This window comes from Caballeronia sp. INML3B, assembly GCF_023631305.1.
Lineage (GTDB): Bacteria > Pseudomonadota > Gammaproteobacteria > Burkholderiales > Burkholderiaceae > Caballeronia > Caballeronia turbans.
Window position 1 is genome coordinate 102,251 of record NZ_JALQDI010000016.1, and the last position, 17,797, is coordinate 120,047.

Here is a 17,797-nt window from a genome sequence, read left to right on the forward strand (position 1 = left end):
GATGAGCGAACTGCTCTCCTGGGGCCGCTACCCGCATCTGCCGCAGACGGCGCACGCCGCGCACTGGCGCGACGAAGCGCAGGCGCAATGGCGCGACGTGCAGCGCGCGCACGGCACGACGCTCGCATTCGGCAACGGCCGCAGCTACGGCGATGTCTGTCTCGCGAGTTCGAATCATGTGTTCCAGACGCTCGCGCTCGATCGCATCATCTCGGCCGACTGGACGCGCGGCATCGTGCGCGCCGAGCCCGGCATCACCTTCGAGCAAATTCTCGCGCTCGCGGTGCCGCGCGGCTGGATGCTGCCGGTCACGCCGGGCACGAAGTACGTGACTGTGGGCGGTGCCATCGCCAACGACGTGCATGGCAAGAATCATCACGTGCGCGGCACGTTCGGGCGGCATGTGCGCGCATTCGGCCTCGCGCGCAGCGACGGCACGTTCATCGAATGCTCGCCGGAAACGAACACGGAAATGTTCAGCGCGACGATCGGCGGCCTCGGGCTCACGGGACTCATTCTGTGGGCCGAATTTTCGTTGATGCCCATCCGCACGAGTCTCATCGACGTGACGAGCATTCGCTTCGGCAAGCTCGACGAATTCTTCGACTTGTCGGAGGAATATGACGCGAAGCATGAGTACTGCGTCGCGTGGGTCGATTGCGCGAGCCGCGGGCCCGCGCTCGGGCGCGGCATCTTCATGGCGGGCGATCATGCGATCCACGGCTCGCTCGATGTCGAGGAACGACATAAGCGCCGCATGCCGTTGACGCCGCCCGTCTCGCTCATCAACGGCCTCACGCTGCGCGCGTTCAACGAACTGTATTACCGCAGGCAGCGCAAGCCCTTCGAGATTTCGCGCGTGGGCTATGACGGCTATTTCTATCCGCTCGACAGCCTGCTCGAATGGAACCGTGTGTATGGGCCGTCCGGGTTTCAGCAATATCAGTGCGTCGTGCCGGCGGCGAGCGCGCGCGATGCGGTGCGCGCGATGCTCGATCGCATTTCATCGAGCGGCACGGGCTCGTTTCTCGCGGTGCTCAAGCGCTGCGGGGACATTGCATCGCCGGGACTGTTGTCGTTTCCGATGGAAGGGACGTCGCTCGCGCTCGACTTCCCGCAGCACGAGATGCGCAATGCGCAGCTTTTCGACGCGCTCGACACGATCGTGCGCGAAGCCGGCGGACGCATCTATCCGGCCAAGGACGCGCACATGTCGGGCGCCGATTTCCGCGCCGCCTATCCTCAATGGCAGCAACTCGAGTCGCTTCGCGATCCGGCCATGCTGTCGCACTTCTGGAAACGAGTGACCGGCCTATGAAGAACATCGTCATCGTGGGCGCCACGTCCGCCATTGCCATCGCCTGCGCGCGCGAATGGGCCGTCAAAGGTGCGCGCTTCTTTCTGGTCGCTCGCAATCAGGAGCGCATGGAGCAGGTCGCCGCCGATCTGACCGCGCGCGGGGCCGCGTCGGTTGCGGCGCATCGGCTCGATATCGACAGGCTCGACGATCACGCCGCGATGCTCGCCGACTGCGCGGCGCACATGGATTCGATCGATATTGTGCTGGTCGCGTCGGGGACGCTGCCGGATCAGGCCGCTTGTCAGCGCGATCCGGCCGTCGCGGTGCGCGAGTTTCATACCAATGCGCTCTCGCTGATCGCGCTGCTCACGCCGATCGCCAATCGGCTCGAAGCGCAGCGGCATGGAACGCTGGCCGTGATTTCATCGGTGGCGGGCGATCGCGGGCGGCCGTCGAATTATCTGTACGGCAGCGCGAAGGCCGCGTTGCAGGCGTTTCTCGAAGGCTTGCGGGCGCGGCTTTTCAAGGTCGGCGTGCATGTGGTCGATGTCAAGCCCGGCTTCGTTGCCACGCCGATGACCGCGGGTTTGCCGCTGCCGGGACCGCTCGTCGCGACGCCGGAGAAGGTCGCGAAGGATATCGTGCGCGCGGTCGAGCGGAAGAAGGACGTGCTTTATACGCCGTGGTTCTGGTGGGGCATCATGCTCATCATTCGGAACGTGCCGCGGTTCGTGTTCAAGCGCGCGAGTCTCTAAGAGAACGAGCGGAACACGTAGCGCTTGTCGAGTCGGTACTTGATCACGTAGCCGATCGCGAGACCGATGCACGCGCCGATGTAGCGTGCTTCGGCCGTTCCGAAGATGTGATTGAAGCCGAATTCCACGCCCCAGAAGATTGCCGTGGTGACGAGGCCCATCGTCACGTAGAGCGTGAACATGGTCGCGTCATGGCGCGCGTTCTCCGCCTTGAAGCGGAAGATCCATTTCTTGTCGAGCACGTATTTCACGACAAGGCCCACGCCCGTGCCGATGAACACCGCTAACAGGATGTGCCAGGGGCCAGTGTAGAGACGCGTAGTGAGGTCCTGCGCGCCGATGTTGGCGGCGGTAGCGATGGCAGCGAAGAAGGTGTAAAGCAGTGCGAGGTGCACGGGTCTACGCCCCCGACGATGATTCGACGTCTTCGCGTCGGGGCGCAAAGAGCCGTTCGCCCCGTCCCAGCAGGAGCCCCGCAAAACTCCAGAACGCCAGCGCGGTGGTCTGCCACATGAAGTCGTCGGTGCTGTTCTTCGCAAGCATGCCGACGACCAGCGCTACGCCTGCTGCGCAAATCCAGGGCGTGGCATGACGCAGCCGGCAGAATCGCACGAGGAGCGCGATCAGGAGCGACATTTCCAGTACGACGCCGATCAGTCCGGATTCAAGCCAAGTGTTCAGGAACAGGTTATGGGCATGCGTTAAGGCTTGCGGTTCCCTAGACAGGAACTGCGTCGGAATATCGCTCTTATAGACGCGTCCGGGAAGCGGCTTTCCAAATCCGACGCCCGTCCAAAAATGCGTCTCTCCCGCTTTCAGATAAAAGTGCCACATTCGCGGACGCGTGTCGGCGGAGACGGACGCCACGATGCCACCGAGAAACTGGGGCAACTGCACCTTTTCTTGGCCGAGACTCACGACCTCTTCCGATGCGGGAACAGGGCGTACATTGCGCATTCGCGCGCTGTACTCCAACGTTCCGACCGCAGCGACGCCCGTCAGCACGACCACGATCGTCGCCAGAAAGAGATGCTTTCGATACATAGGAAACAGCGCGACGAGGATAGCGAGACCGGCTGCAGGCCAAAAGAAGCGGTTGAGCGTTGCAAGCCCCACGAAGAAGCACAGCAGCAGGCCTGTGACTCCGATGATTCGCCATCGTCCTTGCATCGTCAAACCGGTGAACAAGGACATGGCGAAGACGACGAGCGTGCTCGTGTGACCGACGCGATTGTAATAGTGCAACAAAAATGTATCCGCAGTGGGCGGCTGCAGTTGCCCCCAATGGACGATGCTCGTTACCGCAAGCAGCACGCATGCGACCCAGCTGATCAGAACAAGACGCTCCGGTCGCTCCGATTGGATTCCGACTAGCCAGAACGCAATGAATGTAACCAGGGGATAAGCCACTTCATCCAGCCAGGCATGCATGCTCTCCGCCGGAAACGGCGACCACGCCACGGACGCGAGCGACCATGCCCCCCAGAGAAGAATGGGAACGATGAGCGGCCATCGCGAAACTGAAGGCTGTGTCTCCGAACATGCGGCAGCAATCACACCCACGCCAACCAGGCCGAGCAGGATATTTTCAATGGCCGTCATGTGGGCGTACATCACTACAAACATGAGTAAAGGACACGCAATCCAAAGTACGCGTTCCACGCGCAGGCCCACTCTCGTCATCACACTCCCGCTGATTCGTCCGTTATCCATTCCGACGCCACTGGCACGACCCGGGTCGCAAACGCGACCTTTTTTGGTTCCGGCCTACAACGTATTGGGGCACTTCGCGGTGCCACGCCTATTTGAAAAATCCGATCGGGCGTTGCCGCGATAGGAAAACCGACATTTTAACGCTCGCATATCACTGCGGCGCCGGCTCTCCGGAACGTCGTTCGCGGCCGTGCTCTGGCAAACTCGCAATAAGTGGTTCGGCATGCGTCGTCGATCACTCGTGCTTCCATCGAAGAAATTGGCCTTGCTGTCAGGCAAAGTGCACCCGTTCCAATCGATCATCCCCTACCGTCGATGGGGAAGAGATCGCCATCGAGGCACATTCGCAGCGCTTGACAGTCGCATACAACGTCACGGACAGAACAAGCTTTGCGAGAAGGTCGCGACGGACGTCGTACGCATCGTCGAAAGGAAGAAGACCGTCCTTTTTATGCCGTGCTTCTGGAAGGGCATCATGCTGAATCCCGCGATTTACCGCGATTCTTCTTCATGCACGCTTCCCTCTGGGAGAAGGTGCAGAACAACTAGCGCTCGTAGAGCCGGTACTTGATGACGTAATCGATCGCATGACCGATGCATGCGCCGAGGGAACGCGCCTCGGTTGACTTGAGAAGGTAGTCCATGGTGAATTTCACGCCAAGAGACTGCGGTCGTCACGGGGCCCGTCGTGACGTAGAGCATGATGATGGCGTCGTTGCGCTCGTTTTCCGCTTGGAAGCGGACGACCCGACAACGCGCCCGACGCCCGTGCCCATGAGCACCGCCAACAAGATGTGCCACGGACCAGTGTCGAGGCGCGTCGAGAGGTCGTAGTCGCGGGTGTTGGCGACGGTGGCGATGGCGATGGCGATGGCAGCGAGGAATGTGCAGAGCAATGCTATTTTCATTTTATCGGGGGCCGGGATAGCTATTGGACATTTCGGCGCCCCTTCCGCGTCACTGAATCGAACGCGCCTCACGTCGCGCGCGATGCCTCGAACTAAAATGAAAGGTACTCGATGTCGAAGCCGAAGTGTCGCGTCCAAGCGCTGCCTTAATGGCCAAAACCATACCGTGTCAGCTAAGAGACGAGATCATTAAAGTTGCGCCACTGTTCGCCCGCATACGCGTCAGCGGCCCGTGCGGCAGTCGAGCGCATTTACCAAGTTAAGGCGCCGATTAAAAATAGCGCAATTACTGTATGGTGAAGCAGCCGTTTAGCGACACGAAAAGCCGCTCGACTTTTCGTTTCGAGAAGCGATTAAGTACATTTAAATATAATCCAACCGGCCAGCACAAGCCTCCTAAGCGACTCAATCCAATTATTTCGTTATTCGAACGCTCCCAAGCCAACCAGAATATTTTCTCGCTCTTTTCACGCTCTGCGACAATAGCGATACATGTCGCTTCAATGTTATCACGCATCCTCGACAGAAAATCTATTGCTTCGCCCACATCCCACCCGCCTCTTCATGGCTCCGCTGCCAAGTGCAACAACAACTCATGCGACAACTCTTACTTATTCAGAAAACAACAGTGCCTAGACTTTGTGGAGCTACCCGCAAATCGGCCTACCCAGGTTCGGCAACTCATTTATTGCCCGTATCCAAGTCGCAAGACCCAGTGAACTGAGTGTTCTGAAAATTGAGTTTCGCTGGACTCCTAGGTCATTTGCCGCGCGAACACAAATCGATACAACGGCGGATTGAGGACATCTTCGAGCGGACATTCAGGCCGAAGCGGTACTCCTTGCTTCGACGGCCGATGCAAGCCACACAAACTAAAACCAGAATCGAGCAGGAGATGATATGAACCACTGCCACCACGCTAATTGCCAGGTTGCGCGCATCCCTGTTCGATAATCCTCCTATGAGTCTTGATTGAACAACACCATTCTTTCACAAGAGCGTCATTCGCGACCTATAGCCACGAGAGTACATTGTCTGCAGGAGAACAGAGCCATGGAGTTTGAACACCGATTGAAGGCAACGATCGGAGAATCCGAATAAGACGTTGATGAACCGTTTTACTGGTTCAAGAGATGCCTAACGACCTCGGCAACTCATAAGCAACGATGATCTCCTCTGATGTACTGAGGACCCTGAATATTCACTAGCGTGCTGTGGAGGCGAGAAAGCGCAAGGCCCGGACGGCCTTTGGCTGCGAATGACCGGCCATGAGTCAGTCCATGCGTCAATTCTGAACAGGTATCGAAATTGCGTGCCAGCACGTGGATGAGCACCATCACTTTCCGCGACGAAAAATCGGTCTCCATCTGCGCTAAATCGTCGCGCAAACTCGTTTGCAACGAGTCGATCAGTAGCAGCGCTTCGGAGGTTTTCATCAATAATTTAGTCGCGCACGACCTCGATACGCGCCCGATCAACGCAACCGGATCCATCGCGCGGCCGTTCACGGAAGCTCGAGTTCAGCCAATTTACAATGGTATCAAACTCGACGACAAGACGGTAACTACGGAGGCACTGCTTCGTTTTTGCCCTTTGCCCAAGCTAGAGGTTGATCGGCGCGCTGATTTAGTCCCGTATCGCTCATCGGATCGCACGGAAGACGCTTAGCGGTCCGACGACGCGGCGCCCGAGTTTTGGTCGGTTTAGTTGGTTGGAGCCATCCAAACCCGCTCCGCCATACGTCGAATAGGACGTGCGCGGCGCGCCATGCGACGTGAAGCATAATGGTGGAAATCAATCGCAACGCCTTTCGTGACGCCGGCCTGGAATTTGTGTTGGGCACGGGCCGCTTCGTCGCCCCCCGCCGGCTCGCCGTTAAAACAAATGATGGCAGTCTGCGAATCATCGAAGGTGAGCATGCTTTCATCAACACGGGCACGACGGCGGCGATTCCCGACGTGCCCGGGTTGAAGGCCGCCGCGCCGCTGACCCACTTCGAAGCGCTGGTGCTGACGACCTTGCCCGAGAGCCTGATCGTTCTCGGTGGTGGATATATCGGGCTGGAAATGGCGCAGGCATTCGGTAAGCTCGGCAGCAAGGTCACAGTGATACAGGACGCGCCACGCGTGGCGATGCGTGAAGACGAGGACGTCACCGAGGCAATAGAAACAGCGCTGAAAGAGGAAGGCATCGATGTCAAAACCGGCGTGAGGCCCGCCCGCGTGACGGGCACGTCGGGTGAGTCAGTGACACTTGTATTGCAGAACGGCAGCATGGTGAGCGGTAGTCACCTTCTGGTCGCGGCAGGCCGCACCCCTGTCACATCCGGTATCGGCCTCGAGGCCGCCGGCGTGGAAGTGGACGCGCGCGGCTGCATCAAAACGGATGAACGTCTGCGGACGACAGCAGAGCGCACATGGGCGATCGGCGAGGTGGCAGGGACACCGATGTTCACGCATGCATCGTTTGACGACTACGGCGTTCTGCGCTCGCAACTCGTTGGGGGAATTGCGAAAACCACGCGCGGCAGAATCATCCCGTATGCGCTATTTATCGAGCCGGAACTCGGTCGTATCGGTTTGAGCGAAGTCGACGCGAAGGCGCGCGGCATCCCGGTGCGTATTGCGAAGCTGCCGATGGCGGCGGTGCCACGGGCGCGGACGAACGGCGCGACCAAGGGCTTTATGAAGATCCTGATCGACGCGCAGTCAAACGCTATCCTTGGCTTCGCGATGCTGGGCGCCAATTCCGGCGACGTAGTCGCCGCGGTGCATATGGCGATGCTTGGGGGATTGCCTTATACAGCGGTGCGCGATGCGATCATTGCGCATCCGTTGATCTCCGAAGGGCTGAATATCCTGCTTGCGAAGGTGCCGGAGCGTACCCTCAATGCGCAGCGGTGAAAAAGACTGCCAGCTGTGGGGAACAAGTCACGGTTCTGGACCCGGAGCACTGGCGACTGTCCCATGCTTCTCGACACACCACAGCCGTACGTCGCTCCGTTACAAGGCGATTGACTTCCACTCTTGGAATTACCTGTTGATCGTTTTACCCCTTAGCTCGTGTTTTCCGTTACTGTAGCCAGGTTTCGAACACGCCTGATCAGCGCTTCCTGCTGCGCCTTGCACACAGCATCCGCCACGAGCGTATCCGCGGAGCAGTCCGGACGACGAGCCTCTAACGGCTTCTTCGGCATGCATCATGCGGTGCCTCGCTTGTCGGAATTTCGTTCCCGCGGCAATCATCCGATAGCAGCCCTACGGTAATACGCCAGTTTCCTTTAAGTCAAACTCGTCTTCGCGCCCGGGCTTCAAGTGCGGCCTGCGGGTCTTGTCCAACTCGGGGGCCCTACGCGATGCTTTGCGGCTGCTCACCAGAACGACCTTGCCGTGCTCGCTTTTCGACATCAAGGCTAAAGAGTGTTCAGGCGAGCTCGACGATCCCACGTTCGCGTAGTCCATTTCGTCTAATGTTCTTTACGTGCTCATGGATACCGCTCAACAGCTTGGGCGAGATCGCGAAATTGCCGCACGATGGATTCGAGCCCGCCCCGCCGCGGACGTCGAAGAGAAAGTGCTGCAGGTGTAGCGCGAGTTCTGGTTGAAGCGCTGACACGCTAGATCAACTTGCCGGGGTTCAAGATGCCGTTCGGGTCGAGCGCGCGTTTGATCGCGGTCATGGCCGCGATCTCCTCGGGCGAACGCGAGAGCGGCAGGAACTCGCGCTTGAGCAACCCGATGCCATGCTCCGCCGAGACCGATCCGCGATACGGCACGACCATGTCGTAGACGAACGCGTAGACCTCATGATGCAGCACGCCCGGCACCGAATGACCGTCCACGGTCACGTGCAGGTTCGAATCACCGATATGGCCGAAGTAGTACGAGCGGTTCGACGGCCAGCGCGCATCGAGCGCGGCGCGGCATTCGTCGACGAATTGGCCGATTGAGCCGACCGGCAAGCTGACGTCGAAATTGATCGGATCGAGCCGTGCCGGAAATTCCGCAGTGCACTCGCGAACTTGCCACAGCGCACGCGCATCCGCCACCGATTGCGCGACGATCGCATCGCGCACCGCGCCGGCGCCGAAGGCCTCGGCGAGCGCGGCAGCGAAGCGCTCGCCGTCGTGGTCGGCATCGAAGCCCGCGTGTTCGATCAGCGCGTAAAGCGAATGCGCCGCGGCAAACGGCGAGCGCGCCGAGGGTGTGAGCGAAACGCCGAAGTCGAAGAAGTCCGGCCACATGATTTCGAACGCGCCGATATCGTTGCCGAAGCGTGCCGAGAGCGTACGCAACAGCGCGACGACCTGATCGTAGCCATCGAGCGCGACGAGTGCCGTGTGACGCCCCGCGCGCGGCGGATGCAGCCGCAACACTGCGCGCGTGATAACGCCGAGCGTGCCCTCCGAGCCGACGAAAAGCTGTTTCAGGTCATAGCCCGTGTTGTTCTTGATCATCTTGTTCATCGAACTGAGCACGGCGCCGTTCGCGAGCACGGCTTCGAGGCCGAGCACCTGTTCGCGCGCGGTGCCCGACTGGATGACACGATTGCCGCCCGCGTTTGTCGCGAGGTTGCCGCCGATCTGACACGAGCCGCGCGCGCCGAGGTCGAGTCCGAGTTCGAAGCCCTCCGCCGCCGCGGCTTCCTGCGCGCTCTGCAAGGTGGTGCCGGCGAGCACGGTCATCGTCGCCGATGCCGCGTCGACTTCCTCGATTCCAACGAGCCGTTCGAGCGAAATCGCGATGTCAGCCGCACGCGCGATTGCGCCGCCCGCGAGCCCCGTCATGCCGCCTTGCGGCACGACGCTCTGGCGCGCTTCGTTGCAGATCGCGAGCGCGCGCGACACCTCTTCGGTCGAGCGCGGCAGCACGAGCGCCGCGGGTCGCGCGGGCGCGTGGCCGGTCCAGTCGGTCATCGAGCGTTGCCCGATGGCTTCGCCCACGCGCACGCGGTCGTTGCCCAGGGCCTCGCGCAACGCGGCGATGGTGTCGTCGAGCGGCGCGCTCATGCGGCTGTGCCCTGCTGCTCAGCTGCGCGTTTCTTGCGATAGCCCATTGAATCGTTGATGCGCCCGAGGATGTAATCGCCTGCCGCTACCGGCGCATGACGCACCTCGCTCGCCGGTGTGCCAAGCTCGGCCGGATCGACGATGGCGCCGTAGGTCGGATCGTAGAAAGTCGCGATCGAGTAGCGCTGCTGGCCCGACGCATTGATCACGCGATGCAACGTCGAGCGGAACCGGTCGTTGGTCCAGCGCGCGAGCAGATCGCCGACATTGACGACGAAGCTGCCCGGAATTGGCGGCGCGTCGATCCAGGTGTCGTTCGCGATTTCACGCACTTGCAGACCGCCCACCTGGTCCTGCCAAAGCAGCGTGATGCAGCCGTAGTCCGTATGAGGCGCGACGCCGAATTGATCCTCGTCGGATTGGCGCGGCTGCGGTGGGTAATAGACCATTTGCGTGCGCTGCATGCGCTTCGTGTAGCGCGAGGCGAAAAAATGCTCGTCGATGTCGAGACTTGACGCCACGGCCCGCAGCAGATGACTGCCGCACTCGCCGATCGCCTCGTAATACCCATAGAGCGCCGGCCTCAGCTCGGGCATGAAGTCAGGCCAGTTGTTCGGGCCGCGCAGCGCCTGGCCCGCGAGCACGTCGGGATCGTCCTCGGGCAGTTCGAGGCCGATGCTGTAGAACTCCTTATAGTCAGGGCGCTTGGCCTGATACATGGTTGCGTCACCGAGCGAATTGAAGCCGCGATGCCGTTGATTCACCGCTGCGCGCCGCTTCGTTCCGACGGGAAACGCAAAGAACTTGCGCGCGGCGGCTTCGGCTGCGTCGATCACATCCTGCGGCACACCATGATTAACGATGTAGAAGAAGCCGATGGTCGTGCAGGCTTCGCGAATTTCGTGGCCCACGCGCACGAGAGCGGCAGCGTCGCCTTCGCGCACGCCGCTGAAATCGATGAGGGGAATTCGGGTGACTGACGGCATCGGCTGGCTCCTGGAGCGGCGTGGCGAGGGGGTGTTCGGCTCGCCGTCACGCGAAAAAACTCGCGCACGGCATCACGCATCTCCGGTTGTATATACCGCCAATTCCAACGCTGCAAGTTGCAACGCAGCGAATCGGACCGCGACTTGCCGGCATGCTCATGCGCCTAGGAATCTGCAAAGAATTTCTTTTTGGTCATCGAAATTTCGCGGTATATACTGCCTCGCATACCGCGCTGACCAATGGCTGCCGCACGCGCGACGACCGCTTTGCTACCTGGAGACTCTAATGAATATCCTTGCAGGCTGGAGAAGTCGAGTGCTGATGTTGACCCTGTGCGCCGCGAGCGTGTGCGCGCATGCCGAAGATCAGCTTGCGAAGGTGAAGAAGGCGGGCGAACTCGTGGTCGGCACGGAGATGCAGTTCGCGCCGTTCGACTTTCTCGAAAACGGCCAGCAAGCAGGTTTCAACAAGGATCTTTTCGCGGAGATCGGCAAGGAGATCGGCGTGAAGGTGCGCTTCATCGACTTGCCCTGGCCGAGCGTGCTGCCTGGTCTTGAAGCGGGCAAGTTCGACATGGTCGGCGGCCCGATCACGGTGACGAAAGCGCGTATGGAACGCTATACGTACACGCTGCCCGTCGCCGATGCCACCGACGCCTTCCTCAAGCGTGCCAACGATTCGAACCTCAAGCAATCGTCCGATGTCGCGGGCAAGACCGTCGGCGCGGGTAAGGGTTCGGCGCAGCTCGATCAGTTGAAGGTCTACGCGGCCACGCTGCCGAAGCCGCCGGAAATCCGCGAATACGTTGATAACAATCAGGCCTACGCGGACCTTGCGGCGGGCCGGATCGTCGCAGTGGCAAATTCGATGACCAACATCGCGTACGTCGCAAAGCAGCGACCGGAGACGTTCGCGGTCGTCCAGCCGCCGTTCGGCGCGAAGGTGTACTTCGCGTATTGCCTGCGCAAGGACGCGGACAGCAAGCCGCTGGCCGACGCGTTCAACAACGCGCTCCTTAAGCTCGACAAGGACGGACGCCTCGCCACGCTGCAGAAGAAGTGGTTCGGCGTCGCGATGCAGGTCCCGCCGACGCTGCCCACGCCGAACTACTGAGTCAGCGCATCACGCGTCCGAACACGGAGGCCCCATGTTCAGCATGACTGTTTTCGTGCAAGGCATCCCGCTGCTGTTGCAGGCGGCGGTCGCGACCATCGGCATTTCGCTCGCCGGACTCGTGATCGGATTTTTCGTGGCGATCGGCGTGTGCTCGGCGCGGCTCTCGCCGAGCCGGGCCTGGCGCGCGGCGGGCGGCGCGTACGTATTCTTCTTTCGCGGCGTGCCGATGCTCGTGCAGTTGCTGCTCGTCTACTACCTGCTGCCGTTCGCCGGCATCAACGTGCCGCCGCTCGTCGCCGCAATCAGCACGGTGTCGCTGTGTTCGGCGTCGTACATTGCGGAGATTTTACGCGGCGGCTTTCTCAGCATTCCGCCGGGCCAGATCGAAGCCGCGCGCATGCTTGGCCTGCCGCCGCTTGACACGCTGCGCCGCATCCTCGTGCCGCAGGCGTTCCGGCTGACGCTGCCGTCGCTCGTGAACGAGATGGTGCTGCTCATCAAGGCGTCGTCACTGATCTCGGTGGTCGGCATCGCCGAAGTCACGCGCACCGCGCAGAACATCGCAGCCAGCACGTACCGGCCGCTGGAGGCGTATGTCGCGGCGGGGCTCATCTATTTCGTGATCTGCGGCGCGCTGTCGCTCCTCGCGCACGCCGCCGAAGCGCGGCTGCAATACGCCTAAGGACGACGCCATGCAGCAGTTCGACCCCGCCGTCATCACGCACAACCTGTCCGCCATCGGCGCGGGACTTGCGACGACGCTCGGCACGTGGATCGCCGGTGTCGTGCTCGGCCTCGCAATCGGCTTCGCCATCGCGCTGCTGCAACTCTTTTGCGGACGCTGGGTGCGTGCCGTGCTGCGCGCCTACATCGAACTCTTTCGCGGCACGCCGTTTCTCGTGCAGCTCTTTTTGCTGTACTACGGCGGCCCGTCGTTCGGGCTGACGCTCGAACCGCTGACTGCGGGCATCCTCGGGCTCGGACTCTACGGCAGCGCGTACTTCGCCGAAGCGTTCCGCTCGGGCTTTCGCGCGGTGCCGCCGGGACATCTCGAAGCGGCGTCGTGTCTTGGCATGTCGCGCTGGCAGATCGTCCTGCGCATCCAGATTCCTCAGATGTTCGTACTGATCGTGCCCGCCATCGTCAACTTGATCATCGTGCTTAGTAAGGAAACCGCGGTGCTGTCGATCGTGACCGTTCCCGAACTCACGTTCGTCTTGACCGGCATCGGCTCGGCGACCTTCGCCTTCGTCGAGACGCTGCTTGCGCTATGCGTGTGCTATCTGCTGCTCGTCGAACTCGCATCGCGCGCGGGACTCTGGGCGGAGGCACGGCTCACGCGCTTTCTCGTCTGACATGTGGACCATGTGGATTGTTATCCCTCGTCACCAGGTGAACCGATGAATGCCATGATCGACCTTCCCGCTTCCGCGTCCTCCGTCGTCGAGCCGCGCGCGCCGTCCTCGCCGCTGATCGAAGTGCGCAATCTCGGCAAGCGCTTTGGCGACGTCGAAGTCCTGCGCGGCGTCGATCTCGACATTGAACGCTCGGAGGTGGTCTGCATCATAGGGCCGTCTGGCTCGGGCAAGAGCACGCTCTTGCGCTGCCTCGCCGCGCTCGAAACGTATGACACGGGCGAAGTGCGCATCGAAGGCGAACTGCTCGGCTACGGCGAGAAGAACGGCCGGCGCGTGCGCGCGTCACAGGGCGAGATCAATCGCGTGCGGCGCAACATCGGCATGGTGTTCCAGCAGTTCAACCTGTGGCCGCACATGACCGCGCTCGAAAACGTAATGGAGGCGCTCTTGCGCGTGCAGCGCCTGCCGCGCGCACACGCACAGCGGCGCGCCAACGCGATGCTCGAGACGGTGGGCCTTGCGAACAAGGGTGACGCCTATCCGGCGAAGCTCTCGGGCGGGCAGCAGCAGCGCGTGGCGATCGCGCGCGCGCTCGCGATGGAACCGCACATCATGCTCTTCGACGAACCGACGTCCGCGCTCGATCCTGAACTCGTCGGCGAAGTGCTGCAGGTGATGAAGCAGCTCGCGCGCGACGGCATGACGATGGCCGTCGTCACGCACGAGATGGGTTTCGCCGCGCAAGTTGCGGACAAGGTGATGTTCATCGATCAGGGACGCATCGCCGTGCAAGGCAAGCCCCGCGAAGTCTTTCACGACGCCCGAGATCCGCGTCTGCGCCAGTTCCTACAAAACTATTTCGACCGCAACGCGTTCTGGTCGCGCGGCGGCGAAGGAGAAACGGCATGAGCGCCACTGATGCGTTCATCGCGGCGCTGCGTCCCGATGTGCGCGATCTGCCCGCCTACAATGCCGGCGCATCGGCGGAGCGCGTGCGCGAACAGTTCGGCGTGTCGCGCGTCGCCAAGCTCGCGAGCAACGAGAATCCCTGCGGCGCGAGCCCGCTCGTGCGAGAGGCGTTGCAGCGTGCGGTCGAGGAAAGCGTCGCGCGCTATCCGGACTCGTCGTGCAGTGCATTGCGCACCGCGATCGGCGCGACGCTCGACGTCGAGCCCGCGCGCATCCTGTTCGGCAATGGATCAGAGGATCTGCTGGCGGTGGCGGCGCAGACGTTTCTCTCGCCCGGCGATGAAGTCGTCACTGTCACGCCCTCGTTTGGCTTGCATGTGATCTATCCGCAACTCGCGGGCGCGCGCGTGCGCGCCGTGCCGATGCGCAAGCTGCGCTTCGATGTCGATGCGCTTTGCGAAGCGCTCACGCCGCGCACGCGCATGCTGCTCGTAAGCAATCCGTCGAACCCTGTGGGCGCGGCGCTTTCGGGCGATGAATTCGCGCGACTGCTCTCGGCGGTCGCGCCGGGCACGCTGATCGTCTGGGACGAGGCGTATTTCGAGTACGCGCGCGTCGATGCGTCCTACGCGGCAAGCTTGCCGGCCCTTGAGCACTCGCATTCGCCGTGGCTCATGCTGCGCACGTTCTCGAAGGCCTACGGGCTGGCGGGTTTGCGCATCGGTTACGGCGTCGCGTCAGATGCGCGTCTCGCCGATCTCATGAACCGCGTGCGCACGCCGTTCAACATCAACCGTCTGGCGCAGTGCGCAGCGCTCGCGGCATGGTCGGACGCGGCGTATGTCGCCGACGTCGTGCAGCACACGATCCGCGAGCGCGAACGCATGCGCGACGCGCTCACGGCGATGGGCTACGCCTGCGCGCCGTCGCTCGCCAATTTCCTGTTCTTCGACGCGCGCGAAGACGCGGACGCGCTTGCGCAACGCCTGATGCGCGCGGGCGTGATCGTGAAACCGTGGCGCGAGCCGGACTTCACGCGATGCGTGCGTGTCTCGACAGGCAGCCGCGACGACAACGATTTCTTCATCGAAACGCTCGGGCGCGTGCGCTCGGCGCGGCACTGAGGAGGCGGCGCAATGTCGGGGACCCCGCATGCGAAGCCGGCCGAGCGGGCGCACCAGACCCTCGAAACCGCCGATAACGGTGCTGAGACGGACGCTCCGCTCGCCCGCTACGCGCAGGTGAAGACTTACATCCGCGGCAAGATCGAGGCGGGCACCTGGCGGCCGGGCGATCGCGTCCCTTCGGAACTAAACCTTGTCGACTCGCTCGGCGTGTCGCGCATGACCATCAACCGCGCGCTGCGCGAACTGACGGCCGAGGGTTGGATCACACGGCTGTCGGGCGTCGGCACGTTCGTCGCCGAGGCCAAGCCGCAGTCCACGCTGCTGATGATCGCCCACATCGGCGACGAAATCCGTGCGCGCGGCCACGAGTACACTTCCGAGACGATTCTCGTGCAGCGCGAGAGCGCGCCCGCCGCCGTGGCGAACGCACTGAGCCTGCCGCCGAGTTCGTCGGTGTTTCACCTGATCTGCGTGCATCGTGAGAACGGCGTGCCGGTGCGTCTTGAAGACCGCTATGTGAATCCTGCCGTCGCGCCTGAGTTTCTCGAGCAGGACTTCACGATCCTGCGCCCTTCCGAATACCTCGCGGCGAAGGTGCCGGCCCATGAGATCGAACACGTCGTCGATGCATGCCTGCCCACGCGTTCCGAAGCCGAATTGCTTGAAATGGCACCCGACGAGCCGTGTCTCACGCTCGTGCGCCGCACATGGTCGGGCGATGCCGCGGTCACGTTCGTACGCTTCGTCCATCCCGGTTCGCGTTATCGGCTGGGATGCCGCTTCAAGCCCGACGACTCGCGTTACCAGAGCTAATTAGCTGCGACCCCATAGCGCTTGCCGGTTCCTCGCGTCATGGGACACCGCGCTTCTCAACCAGCACTGCGCTGAGAATGACCCGCTTCCCCAAGTTCTCTTTCGCATTGTGTCGCTGCTAGGTAGCGCCCTCCCGCGAATCGCAGCTAGTACATGTTGTCGCGACGCAATTTTTGCGTGCAGTTGCTGTGAGCACGAACACGCGCGTTCTAGGCACCACGTCGCGGCTTGCCGCTTAAATAGCTTCGGAGAACGGTTGCTCGCACAAGCCAGGCAGGGTTTGTGAAAACGTGGCACTGGCTCATCGACGGATGCGCGTGATAACCGGCAGGGTTGTGGTGCTGATAGCTAAACGCGGTTGCTTCCTACGACCTCTTTCTTTTTAACGTCCTGCTTCGGGTACGAGGCGAACATTGGACGGTCAGTCGGCAAGAAGGGACGAAACTCGAAAGCTACCCCTTTTTCGAGAGCTCTCGCTTGCTCGCATGTGCCTGCACCTCGATACAGTGGGATCTGACCTGTCGAGCCTGGACCGCCTATCAGCCACGGCAAGCCGAAGAGCCTTGCGCTCGCAGGCGCGAAGCCCGCCCTTGGAGTGCAACATCGGCCTTCAGGGTCCCGACCCACAAATCCATGCTATGGCAAATCTCTGCTCCTTCGATTCGGGCGTTTTCTTTGCTGCGGCGGGCAAGGCAACTTTGATGCAAGAGAAGAATCCCAACGATGGAATGACCACATGACGACTTCATTGGAAATAAAGATAACTATCAACGAGTTTGTCACGCCAGACTTGTTTCGCGCCGTGTCTGCCGTCTCGAATCCAAGGCAACGAGCGGCGCTACTTAAGCGCCTCGCCGAGGACGCGCTGCGCAACAGCGGTCCGATCAGTCAGATAGCGCCGACTGCGACCTCCGGTGCGGCAGGCACCAATGTCGCCCCGCGGGTGATTCAATCCGGAGCTGAGACAAGTTCATCGTCGATTAACCCTTCGTGCCTCTTCTCCGAGACAGGCGTTTCCGACGAAGACCAAAGGCAGTTCGAATGCACGTCCGACGTGGCAGGAGCCCGCTCACAGCGTGAGACCGTCGCGTCTTTGGTCGCAATCGTCGCTGACTGCAAGGCAAGCGCGATGAGTTCGACAAAAGAGCCGATGATGCCTGAGCAACCTGTCGAATTTGAGACGCCCAATGCGGACACTATCGCCCAATTGAGCGACAGGCGTGGCTTTCTCACCCAGGCGTTGGTATCGGCGGCGCTCGCTATTGAGAGAAGCGCATACTGGCTCCGTTGCGCCATCATCGGTCGAGAAACAAGGGCGAAGAAGATAATGGGTAAATGATGGAGCAGCCTTGCACTGCCCGCTGCTCCTTGCGTGCGACCGATCCGACTCATGCATGATTCGTTCTTCGTTAGCGTTAATTCCTCCGCATCTGGCGAACCTACCTGAGGAGGGTCAAGCTTGTTTCCGCAACCATAACTTGCGGACGCAAACATGGCCCTAGACGATCTTGATTTTCCTCCGTCTCAAAGTCACGCATATCGATGAAGGCGGCCGGCGCTGCATTGTTCCAGAGGGCAAGCGCCGGTTGGTCGAGGCATGCCAAAGACCGGTAACGTCGGTGTCCGGGCTGGCCCTCGAGGCTGGCGTGACCCCAGCAAGTTGCGCAAATGGGTCCAGCGCGAGCGCGGCGTAGAGTGCCATCGCGCGAAGGGGCCTCTTGGCGTCCGGTGCCGGCGTTCGTGCCGGTCGTAGAGTTCGCACCTTCCGGGGCAGCGAGGTCTGAAGCCTTGCCAACCTCCACG

Annotated in this window: 15 protein-coding genes; 11 read left to right on the top strand and 4 right to left on the bottom strand. The window is 61.5% G+C overall.

Annotated features, from left to right (window positions below):
• Nucleotide 1: 1 nt before the first annotated feature.
• Nucleotides 2-1,318 (top strand): FAD-binding oxidoreductase, encoded by a 1,317-nt coding sequence (locus NCS58_RS11145; protein ID WP_250538433.1) that lies wholly within the window; start codon nt 2-4, stop codon nt 1,316-1,318.
• Nucleotides 1,315-2,055, top strand: a complete 741-nt coding sequence (locus tag NCS58_RS11150) for an SDR family oxidoreductase (protein ID WP_061119296.1) — start codon at nt 1,315-1,317, stop codon at nt 2,053-2,055. The genes NCS58_RS11145 and NCS58_RS11150 overlap by 4 nt, the downstream gene beginning before the upstream one ends.
• On the opposite strand, the gene NCS58_RS11155 is transcribed toward NCS58_RS11150, so the two are convergent.
• A complete protein-coding gene (locus NCS58_RS11155; RefSeq protein ID WP_061119297.1) occupies nt 2,052-2,450 on the bottom strand; it encodes a GtrA family protein in 399 nt (132 codons plus the stop codon). The genes NCS58_RS11150 and NCS58_RS11155 overlap by 4 nt on opposite strands.
• A gap of 4 nt (nt 2,451-2,454) precedes the next feature.
• Complete coding sequence (locus NCS58_RS11160; protein WP_250538434.1) at nt 2,455-3,738, bottom strand: O-antigen ligase; 1,284 nt, start codon at nt 3,736-3,738, stop codon at nt 2,455-2,457.
• A 2,264-nt stretch (nt 3,739-6,002) separates the two neighbouring features.
• On the opposite strand from NCS58_RS11160, the gene NCS58_RS11165 reads away from it, so the two are divergent.
• Together NCS58_RS11165 and NCS58_RS11170 are read left to right on the top strand one after the other, a co-directional pair.
• Nucleotides 6,003-6,344, top strand: coding sequence for a hypothetical protein (locus NCS58_RS11165; RefSeq protein ID WP_250538435.1), 342 nt, complete (start codon nt 6,003-6,005; stop codon nt 6,342-6,344).
• Between the two features lie 116 nt (nt 6,345-6,460).
• Entirely contained in the window at nt 6,461-7,579 is a 1,119-nt protein-coding gene (locus NCS58_RS11170) for an FAD-dependent oxidoreductase (RefSeq protein WP_250538436.1), read from the top strand.
• A gap of 713 nt (nt 7,580-8,292) precedes the next feature.
• On the opposite strand, the gene NCS58_RS11175 is transcribed toward NCS58_RS11170, so the two are convergent.
• Both NCS58_RS11175 and NCS58_RS11180 read right to left on the bottom strand, forming a co-directional pair.
• On the bottom strand, nt 8,293-9,684 hold the full coding sequence (locus NCS58_RS11175) for an FAD-binding oxidoreductase (RefSeq protein ID WP_250538437.1): 1,392 nt from the start codon (nt 9,682-9,684) through the stop codon (nt 8,293-8,295).
• A complete protein-coding gene (locus NCS58_RS11180; protein WP_250538438.1) occupies nt 9,681-10,670 on the bottom strand; it encodes an isopenicillin N synthase family oxygenase in 990 nt (329 codons plus the stop codon). The genes NCS58_RS11175 and NCS58_RS11180 overlap by 4 nt, the downstream gene beginning before the upstream one ends.
• A 286-nt stretch (nt 10,671-10,956) precedes the next feature.
• Between NCS58_RS11180 and NCS58_RS11185 the strand changes: the two genes are divergently transcribed.
• The 7 genes from NCS58_RS11185 to NCS58_RS11215 all read left to right on the top strand — a co-directional run bounded on the left by NCS58_RS11185 (nt 10,957) and on the right by NCS58_RS11215 (nt 17,333).
• Nucleotides 10,957-11,784 carry a transporter substrate-binding domain-containing protein gene (locus tag NCS58_RS11185; protein WP_250476972.1) on the top strand — a complete coding sequence of 276 codons (828 nt, stop codon included), beginning with the start codon at nt 10,957-10,959 and terminating at the stop codon, nt 11,782-11,784.
• Nucleotides 11,785-11,818: 34 nt separating this feature from the next.
• The gene (locus NCS58_RS11190; protein ID WP_250538439.1) at nt 11,819-12,469 is read left to right on the top strand and encodes an amino acid ABC transporter permease; all 651 of its coding nucleotides are present in this window, start codon (nt 11,819-11,821) and stop codon (nt 12,467-12,469) included.
• Between the two features lie 10 nt (nt 12,470-12,479).
• Nucleotides 12,480-13,142 (top strand): amino acid ABC transporter permease, encoded by a 663-nt coding sequence (locus NCS58_RS11195; RefSeq protein ID WP_250476973.1) that lies wholly within the window; start codon nt 12,480-12,482, stop codon nt 13,140-13,142.
• 45 nt (nt 13,143-13,187) lie between these two features.
• Entirely contained in the window at nt 13,188-14,054 is an 867-nt protein-coding gene (locus tag NCS58_RS11200; RefSeq protein ID WP_061119306.1) for an amino acid ABC transporter ATP-binding protein, read from the top strand.
• Nucleotides 14,051-15,178: a histidinol-phosphate transaminase gene (gene hisC / locus NCS58_RS11205; protein WP_250538440.1), complete on the top strand. Its 1,128-nt coding sequence runs from the start codon at nt 14,051-14,053 to the stop codon at nt 15,176-15,178. Before NCS58_RS11200 ends, hisC begins: the two co-directional genes overlap by 4 nt.
• A gap of 12 nt (nt 15,179-15,190) precedes the next feature.
• On the top strand, nt 15,191-15,994 hold the full coding sequence (gene hutC, locus NCS58_RS11210) for a histidine utilization repressor (protein ID WP_250538441.1): 804 nt from the start codon (nt 15,191-15,193) through the stop codon (nt 15,992-15,994).
• 736 nt (nt 15,995-16,730) lie between these two features.
• Complete coding sequence (locus NCS58_RS11215; protein WP_250538442.1) at nt 16,731-17,333, top strand: hypothetical protein; 603 nt, start codon at nt 16,731-16,733, stop codon at nt 17,331-17,333.
• Nucleotides 17,334-17,797 lie beyond the last annotated feature (464 nt).